The following is a 20,374-nucleotide window of genomic DNA, read 5'->3' as shown; positions in this document are numbered from 1 at the left end:
GATGCTACGGTGGGCAGGATTCCTTGTTTTCTCAGCTAGTTTCCTGAGCCAATACACGGAGCTTGTTATCTGCGGGACGACTACAGTTGAGATACACACTATCACCAACGGTGCAATGAATCGTTCCAGACCTTGATGCAGCTGACCGAGCCTCTCAACTGATTCAGAAAGTTATGTGAATTCAACAATGTATGGCGTACTGGTAGTTGGAGATTGTCGGGTGATGCGTTCGCATCGTTGAGCTGATGCGTAGCAGGCACTGTCAAACAGTGATCACGACATCACCGATGTCTTCCGTTCTCGTACTGAGCTTGTGGGTGGGTATCCGCTCGCCCAAACTTTCGCCGAAACAGCCTGCGTGCGTGTCATGAAGTTATCGTTGAACCAGATCGTACAATCGGGTGTCTGACCGGCAGCTAAGCGCCGCAATAGGTTGCTACACCCCAAGAAACCAGATCACCGACATTGACTTAAGTATCGAGCAAGCTGTCTTGTACTATCTGCTGGCTGTAATTCTTGACGTGGTTCCTCAGCGAAGAACAGGCCAGACAAAACGCTACAGACGGCGCCCAAGCAACGACCACCCAGGACGAGTTCATTCACGCCAAACTCTTTATACAAGTGGTCGCATGTACAGTCACTCCAGGTGGAACTGCGCCGATCCTCGGCACAGATCGGGAGCCAGGACACTGCCTAAAGCTTCACTTTGACTGGGGATGAGGGGATTTTATTAAAGAGCAACCGACGTTTTCGCGGCTTGACGTTGCGGCTGTGTCGGTAGAGTCGATGTCCGGATCGGTGTGGTCTGACTCGTTTCTTGACCGGTTGCGAGCGTTGTGGCGTGTCTTCACCTGTCAGATTTGTCGGCTGTGTCGGTTCGACACGGAACCGCCGGACAGAGTGACCTAATTAGGAATGCGACCAAGCATCCCGTAGCAGTATTGTCACTGCTCGATCGCTTTGCCCTTCATTCCATTTAAAAAAATCCGATTGCAGGAAGGGCTGCAGTGGGATCCACCATCACCGCATCCGCTCGGTCACAGGTTACTGTCGGCCTCGACACGCACAAGCAGTTCCATGCAGCTTATGTCGTTGACCAGCACGGTAGGTATTGAAGGCCCAGGCTATTTCGGCCCGGTTCTGACCTGACACTTTCGCACGGAGGGCATCGTGGTCAGCGAAGTTGTGTGTCCTAAACGGCAGCGCCGTGCCTGTTGTAGCAAATCGGATAATGCTGATGTGGCCAGAGCGACCGCAATAGTGTTGGCCGGCGCTACCCTTAGTGAGTCTAAAAGCTCCGATGGTGTCGTGGAAATAAGGCGGGTGTTGTGAATCGTCCGTACCAGTGTGGTGCGTGCCCGAAGCCAAGACTTACAACGCTCGGCAAGGCCTCGTTGTGACTGTGCCAGTAGCACTTCGTGAACAGTTGGCCGACCTCTACAAAGACTACACAATCCAGACGTGTCAGTAGTTATCCAAACTCGAAATACTAACCACCCCAGTCGATGCTGTGACTGTGGCAATCAGGTCATTGGCCACGCGTTGCCGCGACTTTGCCACTGAAGCTGCCCGCCTAGAACGCCATGTCGACACCGCCACTGCCTCCGTAACAAAATCATACGTTGTGTCAAGCGATACATCGACCGCGAAGTATGTCATGCTGTCCTTGAATCCAGCAGAGGAACCACCGAACTTTTTTACCGGAACATAAGAGTATCTGGTATCAAGCAGTACTTTGTTGGTTTGGGGTTATAAATCCAATGATCATGTTCGCGTTGGATTGTACGAACTAGATCGTAGAGAGATCAGCTTTGACCGCATTGCTTTTGGATTGATCAACTGCAGGGTGGTGATAAACATGTGGGCGGCGCAAACGCGGGGGTGTAGTGGCGCCAGCTGGCCTGAGTGGCCCTCGAAGTGGTCTAGACCTAGAACAGTATCGATTCTCCGGTAATCTTGTTCTATACACTGGCGGATCTTGGCTAAGCTCAGTATAGAGGTTTTGAATATTAGGGTGGTGTGTTGGGATCGATGATGGAGATCCAGTAATCGGCGGATTCTTTTGCTTCGGTGTGTTATTCAGCAAGCAACTAGGCTTCGGACAGGCTGCTGTCGTCGGCGGTAATGATGTCACGGTTTTCCGGACTGATCGACAGGATAAGGAATCGGGAACGTATTGCTGCGGCTAGGTTGTTCGGACTGGCCTTCGTGCCGTGGCCCCAGGGCACCGTTTACGGCAACGCGTCCGGAGGCCACGGCTAGCTCTTTGCAGGATTGGTGTGGGTCGCGGTAGTGTGAGGTTAGGAGAAGTCTACGGTCGCCAGTAGTGCGGTGTGTCCTCATGCGATATGCGATTAACCCGTCGATCATTTCCAGGGCTATCTGTCACTGCGGTCGGTGATGCTCGGTGTCGGCGATCGTGCATCGCTTACGGTGGATCGCGACCGCGGTCACCTCGGAAAGATCGCCGGCGCACTGCTTGTTTCAGCGTTCAGGCACATATATAGCAGCCAATTCAGCAGCGTCGATGCCGCATCAGAGGCTGTGTGCATGCTGCCCGTGATTTGATAATTGTCGACTTTGCTCAGGGTACCTGAGTATTGGCCGGGCCACACACCTAGGCCTGCCTTTCCTCGACGAATTCGGCGTCATCGATCACCCATGCATTCGGTTTCAATTGTGGTGCAGGCTTTGCCGGAAAGTGCCTTACGGATCGATTCTACATCCCACGGCGAACTAGTCGGAAACTGTTGTAATCGCTGGTGCTCCACTAGCAGTCGCTATGTTATCGGCTGTATCGACTTGCGCTGACCTTCGAACAGCAGTCCCTACAAATACAGCACGGCTGTCGCCTGCCGATCCTTCTACACCAATGGTGAGAACATCTGTACTACATAATTAAGGATTCTGATTGCTCACCGATACATACGAGACCAACTGCATCCAGCCTACGGTTACATCGAAAACCTCTGTAACACACTGACCTAACTAAAGTACTACAAGGCTTACTTTCGCTAAGTTTGGTTATAGTATGCGATGATCTACACTGTGATCAGTCTAATCCAACCGCTCGTCAGGTGCTACTCAAGTTGCTCGTCGCAGGGTGCCCCAGTCGGTCCGAAGCAATGTATAATAATCTGGTATAGTGACTAAATCCGATGCGATCGCTTACAGGGCGCAGATTCTGGACCCGAGTGATGCTGTCGACCATGCGGTGTTGGAGCGGTTGCGCGCGGATCCCAAGGTGGAGTTCCTCGATCACCGCGAGGCACAGCTTTCAAGTCTACGCAGTCTCCTCCCGGTGCCTGATGATGAGGTTCTTGCTGAACCGACTCGGTGGGCCTATTACTCGTGGCGGCGTACTGCCGTTGCGGTGCTAGGTCTGCGCGGGTTTCGGACGCTACGACTTGATCGCAACAGAAACAACATCACCGCTCAAGAGCAGACGCGATTCAACTTGCTGACTATTGGAGTCGTTGGTCTTAGTGTCGGCCACGTCATCGCCCACACTCTGGCGGCACAGGGATTGTGTGGTGGACTTCGGCTAGCCGATTTTGATCATTTAGAACTATCGAATCTGAATCGGGTGCCAGCCACTGTGTTCGACCTTGGGCTCAATAAAGCGTATGTGGCCGCACGCAGAATTACTGAGCTTGACCCCTATCTAGCGGTGGATGTGTTTGACGCTGGGCTCACCGTCGACACTCTTGACGCGTTCCTGGATGGACTTGACATCGTCGTCGAAGAGTGCGACTCGCTCGACATGAAGGCTGTCCTGCGTATAGGTGCTCGTGATCGGCATATCCCGGTGTTGATGGCCACCAGTGACCGCGGAAGAGTCGATGTCGAACGCTTCGATCAGGAACCTGAACGTCCGATCCTGCATGGACTGCTGGGCCAGCTAGACCTCAGACTGCTTCCGGGTATGAGTAAGCGGGACAAGATCCCTCACATGCTGCGTTACGACGAAGGTGAACGTATATCGTCCCGTACTGCTGCATCAGTCATTGAGATCGACCGATCGCTGTCGACTTGGCCTCAGTTAGCATCCGATGTTGTACTAGGCGCTTCAGCATTGACCGAAGCTGTACGCAGAATCGGTCTGGGTGAGACTCTGCGATCCGGTCGGTGTCGTATCGACGTTAGTAGAGCCCTGGATCAACTCGATGAACCCGACATGGACCAGCAGCGGCGCCCCTTTCTCGAAGCCGATCATACCACCGCCTCGACGCTTTCGGCGGTAGAGGATCCTATCGTGACTGCCGCTATGCGTGCACCGTCTGGTGGAAATTGCCAGCCGTGGCGTATTGATGCGGAACCGGCTAAAATTACTATCAGTGTTGCCGCAGAACACACGTCAACAATGGATGTCGGTTTCCGCGGTAGCGCTGTTGCATTGGGTGCAGCTCTGTTTAACATCAGAGTCGCAGCTGCTGCCCGTGGGATACTCGGTCCGGTGAGTGTCTGTGATGGCGTAGACGGATCTCCGCTGCGGGCCACTATGATCTTTGAGAACGGCAGCGACCCTACTCTTGCCAGTCTGGATGACCCTATGCTTGCACGCAGGACTAACCGTCATCACGGAACGCCTCAAACACTCAACGACGAGACAGTTAGGTTACTCACCGTCGCCGCCGAGAGCGAGGGGGCACAACTGCACCTACTTACTGATCGAGATGATCTTTCCCGGGTTGCAGCGATTTTTGGTGCAGCCGACCGCATCCGGTATTTGACACCGCGGCTGCACCAAGAGATGCTCTCGGAGCTTCGCTGGCCTGGGGATCCCGACCCCGACACCGGTATCGACATACGCACTCTTGAAATTGATGCTGCCGACTTGGCGTTGCTAGATGTCTTGCGCCGACCCGATGTCATGGCTCACCTTGCGGAATGGAACGCCGGTAGCGCGCTGGGTGACGACATGCGCGATCGTGTTCTCGCCAGCTCCGCGCTGGCAGTGATCACTGTGACTGGATATAGTCTTGGCGACTATGCTAGGGGAGGGTCTGCCGTTGAGGCGGTATGGATTCTCGCCCAGCGTGAAGGCCTCAGCGTTCAGCCTTTGTCGCCTGTGTTTTTGCACGCTCGCAACACCGCTGATCTCAATGAGTTGTCGGAGCGCTTTGCCGACGAATTAAGACAGTTGCAAGACGGTTTCGATAGCCTTCTCGGGATTAATCCCGAGAAGGCTATCGTGCTTATATTGCGGTTTACCGCCGCACCGCCGTCGTCAGCACCAAGCCGGCGTGCTCTAAGCCGAGTTCGTGTGCAACGCAATTAGATTAAATCTGATAAATTAAATTTGACATCGCCGCGGTGATGATACTGTCGATAGGAGCCTAAAGAACGGCTTGGCCGTTAATCCTCAACGTAACAACGTCACCCTACCGCGGTTCTGACTGCTTAGTTCGTCATGCTACGTATCGCTCTTTAGGTATTTAGTCTTTAGGTATTTAGTTTGCCGCGCGCACTGCACATCCTAGCTACGTCTGCAGATTGCAAATAGGGAAAAGGCATAGAATTTTCGGAGTGCATCCCCTATAGTCCGGATGTGGCAATCTCTTTCGATAGTTCGGCGAAGGTGAACGCCGCTGTCTAGCTGGAGATTGCTTCCTCGGGCAGGACTTTTGGTGAGTTGGGGTCGGCACACACCAACATGCTAGGGTAGGCTGTCAAGCCTAGCAGCCGTGAGAAGAAGGTATGCGACTGCGTGCCTCTACGCGCACCGCACTTCGGTAAGCTTTGAACTTGATTGGCTGTGGATGGCGTTATCCCCAGGAGGAAGTCATGGTTCAGGCACCTGCGGGTGATGGGCCCAAGTCACTCCCTTTGCCGCCGGTTAATCCGATGCCTTTTCGGCAACGTCTCGCGGCGGCGAGAGAATTCAGCACGGGGATGGAGCGGCTACGTGATGCTGGCGGACCGGTGACTGCTTTCACGTTGGGGCCACGCTGGCTGATGCCTCCGATGGTGTTGGCAACGTCGCCGAGCGCTATTCGTGACGTCTTGAGCGCCAAGGATGACTCCATTGATAAGACGACCCCGGTCTTCGACCAGATACGTTGCATTATGGGCGCCAGCCTGATTGATCTCCCTTTTGAGTCATGGATGCCGCGTCGGCGCACCCTACAGCCGGTGTTCACCAAGCAGCGTGTGAGCGAGTTCGGTTACCATATGACGGAGGCAGCGCAGGCGGTGTGCGAAGGGTGGTGTGAGGATACCGAGGTCGATTTGGACGCCGAGTGCCGCATGCTAACTTTGCGTTCACTTGGCCGATCAGTACTCGGGCTCGATCTCGAGCAGCGTGCCGACGAAGTTACAGAGCTGTTGCGGGTCGCATTGACCTATGCGATCAGGCGTGCGACGCGCCCGCTGCGTGCGCCGCGTTGGTTGCCGACACCGGCGCGTCGGCGCGCGCGGGTGTCGAGCGCCAAACTGCATGCTTTGATGCAGGAGATTCTCCGTGAGTGTCGCGCGAGTCCGACGAAAGTTGCACCGCTAGTTCGAGCACTGATAGCCGCCGAAGATCCTGAAACCGGAAATCGGTTGTCCGACGAGGAGATCTGCGATGAGCTGACCATGTTTATGTTCGCTGGCCACGACACCACCGCAACGACTTTGACGTATGCCTTGTGGTCGCTGGGGCATCATGCTGACTACCAGGACCGCGTCGCGGCAGAAGTTGCTGCTCTGCCGGATCGACCGCTAACGCCCGAGGACATTCCGCAGCTGGGCTACACCGTGCAGGTGATCCGGGAATCGCTTCGCCTGTGTCCGCCGGCGCCTACCGGGACGCGCATGGCATGCCGTGACGTCGAAGTGGGCGGGTATTTGGTGCCGAAAAGCACCATGCTTATCGTCGGGAGAATGGCTGTGCAACGTGATCCGACGCTCTGGGACGACCCGCTTCGCTTCGACCCCGAGCGGTTTAGCCCGGAGAACTTCAAGGCTCTCGATCGCTGGCAGTACCTGCCGTTCGGTGGCGGTCCGCGATCGTGCATTGGTGGCCATTTCGCCATGCTCCAGGTTACACTCGCCTTGGCAACCATCATCCGTGGAGTGGAAATCCGTTCTCTCGATGACGAATTCCCAGTTGGACTGCATTTCACCATGATTGCCGATGGTCCGATCCGTGTCCGCGTTCGACTGCGTCGCTAGCACGCGCCCGTACCCAAAGACCGTGAAGCGAAACGAGGTCACCGAACGGTTCGATCGTCTCCGGAGATCACACTGCCATGTGATCGTCGGCGGGTCAGGTCAGGCTTGACCGGCGGAGTCCAGATCGTTGTCGGTTTCCGGTGAAGTGTTGCTCGAAGAAAGTGACGACACGTCGCTGCGCGTCTTCGGCCTTGGACTCGGAGTAGGTTATCCTAGTTATCAGGCGAATCGGAGTAAGCACAGCGCCGTCGTTTCGTGAAGCTGTGGCCGATGTCAGGGTATTTCTTGATGTCTATGTGGCACCTGACCGCCTGCAAGCACAGTCTCATGCCTGGTTGTGGTGTTGTCCGCACCAAGATGGGGACTTTTGGCGCTGACGCTAGCCACGATCGAGCAGGAGTTACGGAGTTTTTTGACGTTTTTAGGAAATAGGGCATAGCTGGGTGCTGCCGCGACAAACAGGCCGTTGGGGGCTAGTTGTAAATACAATTCTGTGCCTGCACAAGCCGGCCAGTCCGACCTGGCCGGTGGATTGGGTGTTGGCGATGGGGTGTTCATGGGCGGCAAGGAGGTCGCTGTAGGCGGCATCGTGAAGTGGATTAGCTGATTGGGGGTCGTATGCGCGGCGGCTGATTCCTGAGCGAGTGCTCGACGTTCGTCCCTACGCTTGGCATGCTCGTTGGTATGTGTGAACTGATAGACACCGTCGAGATGCCAGGATGCTCGTGGATGGTCGATCTGCCTGGTGATGGATCTAATGCTAATGTTCCGGGAGCTCCCTCTGGTTTGTACCGCCTATGGCCGCAGTTTCCGTTGGAGGCAGTCCGTGTCATTGCCCGTCCGGTCTTTGTCGAGATATTCTATTGTTTGCTAGCAGTTGTTATTGGCTCCTGTGTTCGAGGGATGTCTAGCAGGGCTGGTATTCATCAGCACCGTTTTTGATGCATCGTTGAGGTCATTGCCGGGCTGGACTTAGCTGCGTGGTACGCCCAGCGTAAGTAGTTGTCGCGGACTTCGGCCAGCAGTAAGTGCAACAGCGTGCAGTTCGGTATCGTGTCGGAGCGTTTGTGGCAGTTGTGAAGTGACAGAGGGTAGCCCTGGAAGAACGTCTTCGTGCCTAGCCTTCGTCCTTCAGCGTCCTGTGCTGATCAACGTGTCAGCCTGCAACTAAGTGCTCTATAACTCTTATGGACGCGGATGGCGAGTTGCAGTCATCCCGGCTGATGGTTGAGCAGCTGGATTACCTCTCAGGCTGTGTCTACTTTCATCATCTGCGTGAGGGCCGTCGGCCTCGGTGACTGTCTGCAAGAATTTTGCATAAGTCTTGCGGTCGTGGTCATACTTTAAGTCTCACAGGGGCTAGCATCCGCGATTGATGCTGCAGCACACCGAGACCTAATAAGCTAGTCACCATCTTCGCTAAATAACTCATGGCCGTCGACACTGCCACGTCAATCGCGGCCAGTCGAAAGATGCTGGCTTATCTGGTAAAGTAATCCGAAGTAGCAGCGGCACAGTAATAACGGCATTCGTGTCATAAGGCTGGTGATCGAATGGCTGCTTCGTCATTATGTGTCAGGTTCCGATCCACATCGGTGGTTTACTTCGCTGATGCTGACTTGGCGTTTGCGTTCTGTCAACACGCCAAAAGAGTCTGTCGTGTTAAGCCGGGAGTCGACCATACCACTGGAACGCTTGGCTTGGTCAATATGGAGACTGGGAATGGAACGAGGCGAAGCTCAACGCCTTCATGACCATATGTTGCTCTCTTTACCCAGTTACAAACCCGTGTTGCCGCCGAAATTAAGTTCGGCTATGACAATTTGACTGGACTGTATAACCGTTGCGTGTTGCTGCAGCACCTTTAGCTAAGGCTGGTCTCTGGATGGCACGACCAAGTTGTAGTGCTGTTTTTCGGCCCTGACTGCTTCAAGACCATCAACGACTACATAGGGCACGCCGCCTGGCGGCAGGGTTATCCATGTCTTCGTCCAACGAATATGCGACATTCAGAATGGGCTCATTAGATCCTGCTTTGAGCATCACCGCTCACTCCCCGATCAGCTCCGTTGAATTCTTACGGAGAAGGAAGTCTGGCTCCTTATTGGTGTCGGGCAGGACTGGATCAGTGGTGATTGCCGTAAACCGAGGTAACGAAACATGGTGTAGATGTACAGTTGCCACCAGGCTCTCACGTGTTGAGCTGTAGGTCGAGTCGCAGAACCGTCCGTGCACATGGTTATCGGTGTCGTCGTAGTCTCGATATCAGATCTCCAGTAATTCACGCGTGACGTCCCACGGGTTCGCCGGTGGACACCGTTGTATATCTCTCGAACAGAGAACGTCGCCGTAGATGCCTCTTCGTCTGACAGCGAGCGACTGCGGGTGCGGTCTTGTCCAGATGTTCTGATCAGGCTGGGATGTCTTTCTAGGAAAAGGATTTCGTATATCTGGCCATGACTCCAGCCACCGATGGTGGAGTTTGTGCTGTCTGATGATGTTTGCCCCACTTTGGCACGTCTATCAGACTAGAATGCACTAGTACGATAGTGTCAATATAGCGCTAGACCGGACATACAATGGCATAAAATTATTGCCGTTCTCTGCTTGTACAGCATTACAAATGCGATATGTCGATAACAAAGCGGTAACGTACGTCGCTGGCGAGCACTCGATCATAGGCCTGGTTAATGTAATCTGGTTCTATGATCTCGATTTCAGGTGTCACACCATGTGCAGCGCAGAAATTCAGCATTTCCTGGGTTTCGGCGATCCCGCCAATGTTCGACCCGGACAGGCTGCGCCGCATCAGTGCCAGTGCGAATGCCGGTACTGGCATGGGGCGTTCGGGGATGCCCAGCTCGACGAGCGTGCCGTCGACATCGAGCAGGTTCAAATACTCACCGAGATCCACATTTGCCGAGACGGTGTTCAAAATCAGGTCGAAGCTGCCACGCAATTTGCGGAAGGTGTCGGGATCGGCGGTCGCGTAGTATTTGCTGGCTCCCAGCCGCAGTCCGTCTTCCATCTTTTTTAGCGACTGCGACAGTACTGTTACCTCGCAGCCCATTGCTGTGCCCAGCTTGACCCCCATGTGCCCAAGACCGCCCAAACCGATGATTGCCAGCCGCGTCTTTGACTCCACATTCCAATGCCTAAGCGGTGAATACAGTGTGATGCCTGCGCATAGCAGTGGCGCGGCGGCGTCCAACGGTAGTGCGTCGGGAATCTGTACGACGAAGTTCTCGTCGACGACGATTGCTTGACTGTAGCCGCCTTGGGTATAGTGACCGTCTTTACCAATGGAATTATATGTGAAGATTGGACCCAGTCTACAGTACTGCTCGAGCCCGGCTACACAGCTGCTGCATTCACCGCAGGAGCCCACCATGCAGCCTACGCCGACGCGGTCGCCCACTTTGTGCTTGGTAACCTCAGCGCCTATCGCAGTCACCACGCCTGCAATCTCATGTCCTGGGACCACCGGATAATTGGGTTGGCCCCACTCAGCCTTGACGGTATGGATATCGGAATGGCAGATTCCGGCGAACTTAATTTGGATCGCTACGTCGTGTGGCTCCGGATCGCGACGGTTGATGGTGAGCTTAGTTAGCGGTTCGGTCGGAGACGTGGCAGCGTAGGTAGATACGGTTGTCATGGCGCTCTATATACTCCTTGCCCTACAGTCTAACATTTGTGACTTCGTAGCTAGCGAATACCCCAAAGCCTAATCTCTGTATCCCCGATCCGGGCGGGGCCGTATCCGGACTTCTACATGTCAGTTGATGGGAGCGTTGATCCACCGTAAGTCATCGACGATTCCGTGGGCTGCGATCAGGCCTTCACCGGTCTGCCACACCTCGTCGTTTACGATGAAGACGCGGTTATCGTGATTGGCGGACAGCTTACGCCACGAGCTGCTGTCTAAGACGGTGGCGGCGCGCTTAGCGGCGGCTGTCGATGTACACGATACATAAACGATGTCAGCGTCAGCCGTGGAAAAATCCGGGGCCTTCGCGAGATCGGCATCGGTGGTGTGGATCTCGACATAAGCTTTGTTGGTGAAACGTTGTGCTGCGGGACGGTCCACTCCGACCGCGGTAAGCACGCTGGCCGGGAAGTTACTGGACCCGTAAATCCGCATGGTGTTGGTGGTCAGCTGGACGATGGATGCCTGGTAGTGGGTTGCGTCATGAGTGGCCCCAATTTGGATGGCCCGTTGGGAGAAGCCGCTTATTAGTGCGTTTACGGCATCACTGCGCGCCGTGGCGGCACCAACGCGGCGAAGATTGTCTTCCCAAGCTGCGCCCGGTGCTGCTGTGAACACCGTCGGGGCGATCGCCATTAGCTGCGGATATAACTTCGGCGTCAACCCTGCAGAACCCAGAATCAGATCGGGCTGAGTCGCTGCGATGGCGCTCAGGTCCGGGGCCCTGCGGGTACCGACGCTGGGCAGGCCATGCACGGTGCTTCCTAGGTAGGAAGGCTGGTTTGTGGAGCCGTCCGGCAATGCGGCGGCGACGACTCGGGATTGAAGGCCGAGTGCGCATAGCGCATCGAGCTGGTCACCGGCCAGCACCACAATGCGCTGCGCCTCGGTCGGCACCTGGACCACATCTGGTTTGACTCCCGCAGCGTTGTAGGCTGGCCGTGTCGGAGGTCCCAGATCGACCGCGGCCGGCTCTGGTGCGCACGCTTGATTCGGCCGGCGCTCGTTTCCGAGCACACCGGCCCCTGCGATTTGGGTGGTGGGAATAAGCAGCGACCGGATGGGTGACGACGGTTTGTTGCCGGGCTGTCCTGGCCCGCAACCGCTACCCACGGCTATTGTCGTCGCCGCGGCGACGACAATAGCCGTGGGTAGCGGTAGGGGTCGCATCGCGCTGAATAGCACGCGTTCGACCATAACATCCGGCCAGTTCAGCTTTGGTAACGATGCGCGTCGCACCGAATTCTCGTGAAGCATTACGAGAGTTTGTAGGATCAGCTTCTACCGGCCACCTGTTTGAAGGCTAAGATTTTTCATCTGCAATGCGTAGCGCGTCCCTGCCCGGAATGGATGTTTGGAGGAGCTGTTGACAGTCGAAGCGCCCCCGTTGGGAGAACTCAAGGCCATCCGTCCATACCCGGCCCGCACCGGTCCCAAGGGAAGCCTCGTTTATAAGCTGATCACTACCACCGATCACAAGATGATCGGCATCATGTACTGCGTCGCCTGCTTCATCTTCTTTTTTGTGGGCGGTTTGCTGGCGATGCTGATGCGTACCGAGTTGGCCGCACCGGGTCTGCAGTTCTTGTCGAATGAACAGTTTAACCAGCTGTTCACCATGCACGGTACGATCATGTTGCTGTTCTACGCCACCCCGATCGTGTTCGGCTTCGCCAATCTGGTGCTGCCGCTACAAATCGGCGCACCCGACGTGGCATTCCCGCGGTTGAACGCTTTTTCTTTCTGGTTGTTCTTGTTCGGCGCCACCATCGGGATGGCCGGTTTCATCACTCCAGGCGGAGCTGCCGATTTCGGCTGGACCGCCTATACACCGCTGACCGACGCGATCCACTCGCCTGGTGTCGGAGGTGACTTGTGGATTATGGGTTTGATCGTCGCCGGTCTGGGCACCATCCTGGGTGCAGTCAACATGATCACCACCGTGGTCTGCATGCGCGCGCCCGGGATGACGATGTTCCGGATGCCGATCTTCACCTGGAATATTTTGGTGACATCGATCTTGGTGCTGATTGCATTCCCGCTGCTGACCGCTGCGTTGTTTGGATTGGCTGCCGACCGGCATCTGGGAGCTCACGTCTATGATGCGGCTAATGGCGGAGTCCTATTGTGGCAGCACCTATTTTGGTTTTTCGGCCACCCCGAAGTGTACATCATTGCGCTGCCGTTCTTTGGGATTGTATCGGAGATCTTCCCGGTCTTTTCGCGTAAGCCCATCTTCGGCTACACCACGCTAGTTTATGCAACGCTGTCGATCGCTGCGTTGTCGGTCGCGGTGTGGGCGCACCACATGTTTGCCACCGGAGCCATTCTGCTGCCGTTCTTTTCGTTTATGACATATTTGATCGCGGTGCCGACCGGAATCAAGTTCTTCAACTGGATCGGCACGATGTGGAAGGGCCAGTTGACTTTTGAGACGCCGATGCTGTTTTCTGTTGGCTTTGCGGTCACCTTTTTGTTGGGTGGTTTGACCGGTGTACTTCTGGCCAGCCCGCCGCTGGACTTCCACGTGACTGACAGCTATTTTGTTGTCGCGCACTTCCACTACGTGCTGTTTGGCACCATCGTGTTCTCTACGTTTGCCGGTATTTACTTTTGGTTCCCAAAGATGACCGGTCGGTTGCTTGACGAGCGGTTAGGCAAGCTCCATTTCTGGCTGACGTCCATCGGTTTCCACACCACGTTCTTGGTGCAGCACTGGCTGGGCGGTATGGGCATGCCTCGACGTTACGCCGACTACTTGCCCACCGACGGTTTCCAAAGCCTCAACGTCGTCTCAACCATCGGGACGTTTATCCTAGGTGCGTCAATGTTCCCGTTTGTGTGGAACGTATTTAAGAGCTGGCGTTATGGCGAGGTGGTGACGGTCGACGACCCGTGGGGGTATGGCAACTCCCTGGAATGGGCGACCAGCTGCCCGCCGCCGCGGCATAACTTCACCGAGCTGCCTCGGATTCGTTCAGAGCGTCCGGCGTTCGAGTTGCACTACCCGCACATGGTGAAACGATTGCGCACCGAGGCCCATGTTGGGCGTCGTCACGCCGAAGTGAGTTCGCACTGATGCGGCTCGACTCGGCCGGCGCTGTCAGATGAGTCGCGGGTGAACACACCACTCAAGGTGCCGGTGCTGATAACCGTAACTGGTGTGGATCAGCCAGGTGTGATGTCGGCGCTTTTTGCGGTGTTGTCGCGGCACGGGGTCGAACTGCTAAACGTCGAGCAGGTGGTGATTCGTGGCCGGCTTACGCTAGGTGTGCTGGTGTCATGTCCGCCGGACGTCGCCGACGGTACCGCGTTGCGAGACGACGTGCAGGCTGCGATTCACGTGGGCGGTCTCGATGCCACGATCGAGCGCAGCGACGACTTGCCGATCATCCGGGAACCGTCAACCCACACAATTTTCGTGCTGGGCCGTCCGATTACCGCCCGGGCATTCGGCGCGGTAGCACGTGAGGTTGCGGCACTGGATGTCAATATCGATGTCATTCGAGGCATTTCTGATTATCCGGTTACCGGGCTGGAGTTACGAGTCTCGGTGCCGATAGAAGCCGCGGGACCGTTACGGACGGCGCTGAACAGAGTGGCCACCACGGAGCACGTCGACGTAGCGGTGGAGGATTATGGTCTGGCCCGGCGCACTAAACGACTCATTGTGTTTGACGTCGATTCCACCCTGGTGCAGGGCGAGGTGATCGAGATGCTGGCCGCCCGAGCGGGTGCGCAGGGGGCAGTCGCTGCGATAACCGAGGCCGCAATGCGCGGTGAATTGGATTTTGCGGAGTCGTTGCAGCAGCGGGTGGCCACTTTGGCGGGTCTGCCCGCCACGGTGATCGATGAGGTAGCTGATCAGCTGGAGCTGATGCCTGGTGCCCGGACCACTCTGCGTACGCTGCGACGGCTGGGATTTCGTTGTGGGGTGGTGTCCGGAGGTTTCCGGCGGATTATCGAGCCGTTTGCGCACGAGCTGATGCTGGACTTTGTCGCGGCCAATGAGCTAGAGATCGTCGACGGCATACTCACCGGCCGGGTGGTCGGCACAATCGTCGATCGCCCTGGTAAGGCCAAAGCGTTACGTGACTTCGCAGAACAGGCTGGCGTGCCGATGGAGCAAACCGTCGCCGTCGGTGATGGCGCCAATGACATCGACATGCTGGCGGTGGCCGGGCTGGGAATTGCGTTTAACGCCAAGCCAGCGTTGCGTGCCGTCGCCGATGCGTCGTTGAGCCATCCTTACCTGGATACGGTGCTCTTTGTGCTGGGTGTTACACGTGGCGAGATTGAGGCCGCTGACGCTGTCGACGGCGGGGTGCGTCGCGTCGCTATCCCACCCGATTAGGCGCTTCTGGTGGTAGTCGGCTCGGGGTGACCCGGCAGCTGTCGCGGCGTCGCGGTACGGCACGATGTTCGGGTGCCCGAGTCTGGTTCCGAAACTGGCGACGATGCAGCAGATCCCGATCTGCTGATCGACTTTAGAGGCGTGTCGCTGCGCCGCGATGGGCGTATCCTGGTTGGCCCGCTGGATTGGGCGGTGGAACTTGATGAACGGTGGGTGATCATCGGCCCTAACGGGGCAGGCAAGACGTCGCTGCTGCGTATCGCCGCGGCGGCTGACCACCCGTCGACGGGCGTTGCCTACGTGCTCGGTGAGCGGCTAGGGTGCATTGACATCTGTGAGTTGCGTGCGCGTATAGGCCTGAGTTCGTCGGCTATGGCGCAGCGGGTGCCTAGCCATGAAGTGGTGCGCGACTTCGTGGTATCGGCGGGCTATGCGGTGCTGGGCCGCTGGCGCGAGCGGTACGAAGGTGTCGATTACCAGCGCGCGATCGACGTGCTGGAGAGTGTGGGCGCCGAGCATATCGCCGACCGCACTTTCGGGACGCTGTCTGAAGGCGAGCGCAAACGGGTGCTGATCGCTCGGGCGTTGATGACCGACCCGGAGCTACTGTTGCTCGATGAACCTGCCGCCGGGCTTGACTTAGGTGCTCGCGAAGAGTTGGTAGCCCGACTCGCTGACCTGGCCACTGACGTGTGCGCGCCGGCGTTGGTGCTAGTCACCCACCACGTGGAGGAGGTTCCGCCGGACTTTAGCCACTGCCTGTTATTATCGGAGGCAAAAGTGGTAGCCGCGGGTTTGTTGTCCGACGTGCTGACTGCAGAAAATCTGTCTACCGTGTTCGGCCAGTCGATCGCTCTCGACGTTGTCGACGGGCGCTATTTCGCTCGTCGAGTTCGTGCCCGAGCAGCTCACCGGAGACAGCCATGATGACGTCACCGCTCACCCCACAGGCGCCACTGCGACTGGCGGCGACCGTAATGTTGATTCGGGACAATCCGGCTGGCTTAACTGTCTTCCTGATGCGCCGACACGCGGCGATGGATTTCGCCGCTGGAGTGATGGTGTTTCCCGGCGGCGGCATCGACGACCGCGATCGCAATGGGGACATCGCGTGGGTCGGGCCCTCGCCGGTATGGTGGGCGCAACGGTTCGGTGTCACAGCCGACCTGGCTCAGGCGTTGGTTTGTGCTGCCGCACGTGAGACATTCGAGGAGTCGGGGGTGCTGTTCGCCGGGATGGCCGGTCAGTCGCATTCGGGACCGAGCGGCGTCGTTACAGACGCCTCGGTGTACGGCGAAGCTCGTCGCGCGCTGGTCGACCGGACACTGTCGTTCGCAGATTTCCTGCGCTGCGAAAACCTGGTGCTGCGATCCGACTTGCTGCGGCCGTGGGCCAACTGGGTTGCCCCAGAGGCCGAGCTGACCCGCCGCTACGATACCTATTTCTTTGTGGCGGCTTTGCCGGAAGGACAGCGCGCCGACGGGGAGAACACCGAATCCGATCGTGCTGACTGGATGACACCGCAGGCGGCGATCAATGACTTCGCGGCCGGCCGTAACTTCTTGTTGCCGCCGACTTGGGCCCAGCTGGACGCGCTGGCCGGTTTCACGACCTCGAAAGTGCATGATGTGCTGGCCGTCGAACGTCAGATTGTTCCGGTGCAGCCACACCTGGTGAAGCAAGGCGACAACTGGGAGATCGAGTTTTTCGACTCCGATCGCTACAACCGGGCGCGGATCGCCGGCGGATCATCGCGGTGGCCACTGTGATGGGCGCAAGCGAGGTGAAGCCGGGCGCAGCGGGTCATCACCATCGGCCTATGAGTTCGTCATGAGCGAATTTGTCAGCACTGTGGTCAGCGACAGCTCGCAAGATGCCGGCCTGGCCATGTTGCTTCTTGCGCGGCCTCCCACCAACGCGATGACGCGCCAGGTCTATCGGGAAATTGCGTCGGCTGCCGAGGAGCTCGGCCATCGCGACGACGTCGCCGCGGTCATCTTGTTTGGCGGCCACGAGATTTTCTCCGTCGGCGACGACATGCAACAGCTGCAGACTCTGACCGCGGCGGAAGCCGGCGTTGTCGCCGAGGTCCGGCGCCAGGCTGTCGACGCCGTTGCGGCTATTCCGAAGCCGACTGTGGCTGCGATCACTGGGTACGCGCTGGGTGCGGGCCTGACGTTGACTCTGGCTGCCGATTGGCGGGTTAGTGGTGACAACGTGAAGTTCGGCGTGACCGAGGTTCTGGCCGGCCTGATCCCGGATGGTGGCGGACTGGCTCGCCTGACCCGGGTAGCCGGGGTGAGCAGGGCCAAGGATCTGGTGTTTAGTGGGCGTTTCTTTAATGCGGAGGAGGCCTTAGCGCTGGCCTTGATTGACGACATGGTGGCGCCCGACGATGTGTACGACACCGCCGCAGCGTGGGCGCGCCGCTTCCTTGACAGCCCGCCGCATGCGCTGGCCGCCGCGAAGGCCGGCATCAACGAGATCTTCGATTTGGAGTCGACTGAGTTGACCGCTGCCGCACGGCGCCGTTATGTTGAGGCGTTCACCGCTGCTTGGCCCTGTTCGTCGCTATACGGTGGCGAGCAGGTGACCCGGGGTGGTAGTTAGGTTGTCCTTCATGACGAGGAGTACGGAAATCCCCGCGGACGCTGCGCCCAATCCGCATGCCACCGCAGAGCAAGTAGCCGCGGCCCGGAAGGACAGCAAGCTCGCTCAGGTGCTGTACCACGACTGGGAAGCTGAGAACTACGACGAGAAGTGGTCGATCTCCTACGACCAGCGTTGCATCGATTACGCGCGGCACTGCTTCGATGTCATCGTGCCCGACGAGGTAATCGCCGAACTGCCTTACGATCGCGCCCTGGAACTGGGCTGCGGTACCGGTTTCTTCCTGCTCAACCTGATCCAGTCCGGGGTCGCTCGGCGTGGATCGGTCACCGACCTCTCACCCGGTATGGTCAAGGTTGCCACCCGTAACGGGCAGCTACTTGGGCTGGACGTCGATGGCCGGGTCGCCGACGCCGAGGGCATCCCTTACGACGACAACGCCTTCGACCTGGTGGTGGGACACGCGGTGCTACACCACATTCCCGACGTCGAGCTGTCGCTGCGCGAGGTACTGCGGGTGCTGAAGCCCGGCGGCCGGTTTATGTTCGCGGGTGAACCCACCAACGTCGGCAGCCGATATGCTCGTGTGCTCGCGAACCTGACATGGAAAGTCACTATCCGGGTAGTACAGCTGCCTGGACTGAGTGCCTGGCGTCGTCCGCAGGCTGAGATCGACGAGAACTCGCGCGCGGCGGCTTTGGAATGGGTGGTAGATCTGCACACCTTCGAACCGAAAACATTAGAGACGATGGCAACTAACGCTGGCGCCGTGCAGGTCGAGGCTGCCACCGAGGAGTTTACCGCCGCGATGCTGGGCTGGCCGCTACGCACTTTCGAGTCGACGGTGTCGCCGGACAAACTGGGCCGGGGCTGGGCACGCTTTGCATTCACCAGCTGGAAGACTTTGAACTGGGTCGATGCTAACGTGTGGCGCCGGATCGTGCCGAAGAGTTGGTTTTACAATGTGATGGTAACCGGGATCAAACCGTCCTGAGTAACGGCTTCATCGGTCTATGTTTCAGTGTTGAAGACGTTAATTACCTGGGGTCCAAGTCGGGTGCCACGGTGCTTCGCGACGTAGGCGAATTCGGGCTGACCGATACCACTCGGATTGCCGACATCGCTGCGGTACGTTCCTAGTTTGGTGACCGTGCCTCGATCCTGGTGGAGACGACGCGGCTGTTGCCGCCGTACCCCTGACAACCTCGCCAGGTTAGGCGATATTTCAAGCTGGCTATTCACCGACGAGGCGCTGCAATAGGTGACTGTTGCGCACCAGGCGAAACGGCTGGCTAGTCGTGTCGTGTGCACTGTGGCCTGTTCCATCGGCATCGAACTCGCTGCGTTCCGCAGCTTCGTCACCTAAACGGTGGGCAGCAATATCGACCCGGTGCGACTGGACGATGGTGCGGCGCAATCTGGGAGACACCATCGACTTGTGCCGCGCTATAGTGTCGCATCTGGTGACCAGAGATACGGTGATTGTCGCTGACCCGTTCCTTCGCAGCGGTGGGCGGCGCTGTTTCTGCCTAGTCGACTGTCGACCTAGTTTGGGCAAGTTGCTGTATAGCTACCGTGACCGGGACTTCATCATAGAGTTTGCTTCCAGCATCGATTTCGGTCAGGTCTGCAGCCTGGGCTTCGCGGCCGAAATCGAGGTGACATTATACCACGGTTCGGTCCGTAAGACGTACTTTTGGTCGGCGGAACTGGTCGACCAGGGTGTGTGCCAACGAGCCAGTATTCTCGATAGCACTGAACAGGTTGCTGACGCGGAGCCGGATGGTTGCTCGGTGCGGCCCGCTGGGCAATGGATCATCGACCCCAATGGTGTCGTGGTGCGGGTTGGGCTGGTACACGCACTACGGTGCGTGGCACAGACTGTGGCAACTTGACCCTGATGTCCGGAGATCGGCTGTCGCCAACAATTTGGAGTTTCGAGGTGCTCGAAAGTTCATGTTCGATGAGTGCTGGCTGTGGAACGCACTGTCAGCGCTGGACTGCGGTGCGTTGGAGATCCTGGCTCGTGGTATTCAGGTCGACTACGATGCGTTGCGCCGTCGGCTGTGGCTACGCGGCAGTCGGCCTCTGTCTGTCGTTATCACCCGCATCGGTTCGGGGTGCACCAGTCATGCGGTGACGTTTGTTTGCCGCCCGTCAGACTGATCCCCGGGTACGCTGACGGCGGTTACTGTGCGAGGCACCCCGCCTTCGTGTGGTCTGCGAGGACAATTCGACGATGCGTTATCTGATAGCGACCATGGTACTGGCGCTCGTGGTGCTGCTGGGCTGGCCGGCGGCCGCAGCACCGCCATCGTGCGTGAGTTTAGGCGGCATCCAGGCGGTCGGGATGTGCAATATCCATGCTTCAGGTCCCAGGTACACGCTCAACTTGATCTTTCCCGTCGACTATCCCGATCAACAGGCGTTGACCGACTACATCACCCAAAACCGCGATGGATTCGTCAACGTAGCTCAGGGCTCAGGGGGCCGCGAACAGCCCTACCAAATGGACGCGACCACCGAACAGCACAGCTCCGGTC

General features: G+C 57.6%; 14 protein-coding genes and 1 pseudogene. 12 read left to right on the top strand and 3 right to left on the bottom strand.

Annotated features, from left to right (window positions below):
- Window positions 1-2,124 precede the first annotated feature (2,124 nt).
- The 3 genes from MUBE_RS15355 to MUBE_RS02120 all read left to right on the top strand — a co-directional run bounded on the left by MUBE_RS15355 (window position 2,125) and on the right by MUBE_RS02120 (window position 7,158).
- A complete protein-coding gene (locus MUBE_RS15355) occupies window positions 2,125-2,262 on the top strand; it encodes a hypothetical protein (RefSeq protein ID WP_165849643.1) in 138 nt (45 codons plus the stop codon).
- Window positions 2,263-3,145: 883 nt separating this feature from the next.
- A complete protein-coding gene (locus MUBE_RS02125) occupies window positions 3,146-5,281 on the top strand; it encodes an Rv1355c family protein (protein ID WP_116539317.1) in 2,136 nt (711 codons plus the stop codon).
- Window positions 5,282-5,787: 506 nt separating this feature from the next.
- The gene (locus MUBE_RS02120; protein ID WP_116539495.1) at window positions 5,788-7,158 is read left to right on the top strand and encodes a cytochrome P450; all 1,371 of its coding nucleotides are present in this window, start codon (window positions 5,788-5,790) and stop codon (window positions 7,156-7,158) included.
- 2,617 nt (window positions 7,159-9,775) lie between these two features.
- Here MUBE_RS02120 and MUBE_RS02115 read toward each other — a convergent pair.
- Together MUBE_RS02115 and MUBE_RS02110 are read right to left on the bottom strand one after the other, a co-directional pair.
- Window positions 9,776-10,816 carry an NAD(P)-dependent alcohol dehydrogenase gene (locus MUBE_RS02115; RefSeq protein ID WP_116539316.1) on the bottom strand — a complete coding sequence of 347 codons (1,041 nt, stop codon included), beginning with the start codon at window positions 10,814-10,816 and terminating at the stop codon, window positions 9,776-9,778.
- A 120-nt stretch (window positions 10,817-10,936) separates the two neighbouring features.
- A complete protein-coding gene (locus tag MUBE_RS02110) occupies window positions 10,937-12,037 on the bottom strand; it encodes an iron-siderophore ABC transporter substrate-binding protein (RefSeq protein ID WP_116539494.1) in 1,101 nt (366 codons plus the stop codon).
- Window positions 12,038-12,233: 196 nt separating this feature from the next.
- Here MUBE_RS02110 and ctaD point away from each other — a divergent pair, with 196 nt between their 5' ends.
- From ctaD to MUBE_RS02080, 6 genes are all read left to right on the top strand, one after another.
- Window positions 12,234-13,946, top strand: coding sequence for an aa3-type cytochrome oxidase subunit I (gene ctaD, locus MUBE_RS02105; protein ID WP_116539493.1), 1,713 nt, complete (start codon window positions 12,234-12,236; stop codon window positions 13,944-13,946).
- Window positions 13,947-13,985: 39 nt separating this feature from the next.
- Window positions 13,986-15,221, top strand: a complete 1,236-nt coding sequence (gene serB, locus MUBE_RS02100) for a phosphoserine phosphatase SerB (RefSeq protein WP_116539315.1) — start codon at window positions 13,986-13,988, stop codon at window positions 15,219-15,221.
- A 72-nt stretch (window positions 15,222-15,293) separates the two neighbouring features.
- Complete coding sequence (locus MUBE_RS02095) at window positions 15,294-16,148, top strand: ABC transporter ATP-binding protein (protein ID WP_116539314.1); 855 nt, start codon at window positions 15,294-15,296, stop codon at window positions 16,146-16,148.
- Window positions 16,148-16,990 carry an NUDIX hydrolase gene (locus tag MUBE_RS02090; RefSeq protein WP_116539492.1) on the top strand — a complete coding sequence of 281 codons (843 nt, stop codon included), beginning with the start codon at window positions 16,148-16,150 and terminating at the stop codon, window positions 16,988-16,990. The genes MUBE_RS02095 and MUBE_RS02090 overlap by 1 nt, the downstream gene beginning before the upstream one ends.
- Before the next feature lie 61 nt (window positions 16,991-17,051).
- The gene (locus tag MUBE_RS02085; RefSeq protein ID WP_116539313.1) at window positions 17,052-17,831 is read left to right on the top strand and encodes an enoyl-CoA hydratase; all 780 of its coding nucleotides are present in this window, start codon (window positions 17,052-17,054) and stop codon (window positions 17,829-17,831) included.
- 10 nt (window positions 17,832-17,841) lie between these two features.
- A complete protein-coding gene (locus tag MUBE_RS02080) occupies window positions 17,842-18,825 on the top strand; it encodes a class I SAM-dependent methyltransferase (RefSeq protein WP_116539312.1) in 984 nt (327 codons plus the stop codon).
- 240 nt (window positions 18,826-19,065) lie between these two features.
- Here the strand turns inward: MUBE_RS02080 and MUBE_RS19710 are convergent, their stop codons facing one another.
- A complete protein-coding gene (locus MUBE_RS19710) occupies window positions 19,066-19,263 on the bottom strand; it encodes a hypothetical protein (protein WP_424399018.1) in 198 nt (65 codons plus the stop codon).
- 4 nt (window positions 19,264-19,267) lie between these two features.
- Here MUBE_RS19710 and MUBE_RS19705 point away from each other — a divergent pair, with 4 nt between their 5' ends.
- From MUBE_RS19705 to MUBE_RS02070, 3 genes and pseudogenes are all read left to right on the top strand, one after another.
- Window positions 19,268-19,726 carry a hypothetical protein gene (locus tag MUBE_RS19705; protein ID WP_424399017.1) on the top strand — a complete coding sequence of 153 codons (459 nt, stop codon included), beginning with the start codon at window positions 19,268-19,270 and terminating at the stop codon, window positions 19,724-19,726.
- Window positions 19,727-19,787: 61 nt separating this feature from the next.
- Window positions 19,788-19,997, top strand: a complete 210-nt coding sequence (locus MUBE_RS19700; protein WP_424399016.1) for a THUMP-like domain-containing protein — start codon at window positions 19,788-19,790, stop codon at window positions 19,995-19,997.
- A gap of 73 nt (window positions 19,998-20,070) precedes the next feature.
- Window positions 20,071-20,374 (top strand): annotated as a pseudogene (locus MUBE_RS02070) (esterase); the annotation flags it as partial.

It is taken from the genome of Mycobacterium uberis (assembly GCF_003408705.1).
Lineage (GTDB): Bacteria > Actinomycetota > Actinomycetes > Mycobacteriales > Mycobacteriaceae > Mycobacterium > Mycobacterium uberis.
This window is presented reverse-complemented; position numbering and strand designations above follow the sequence as displayed.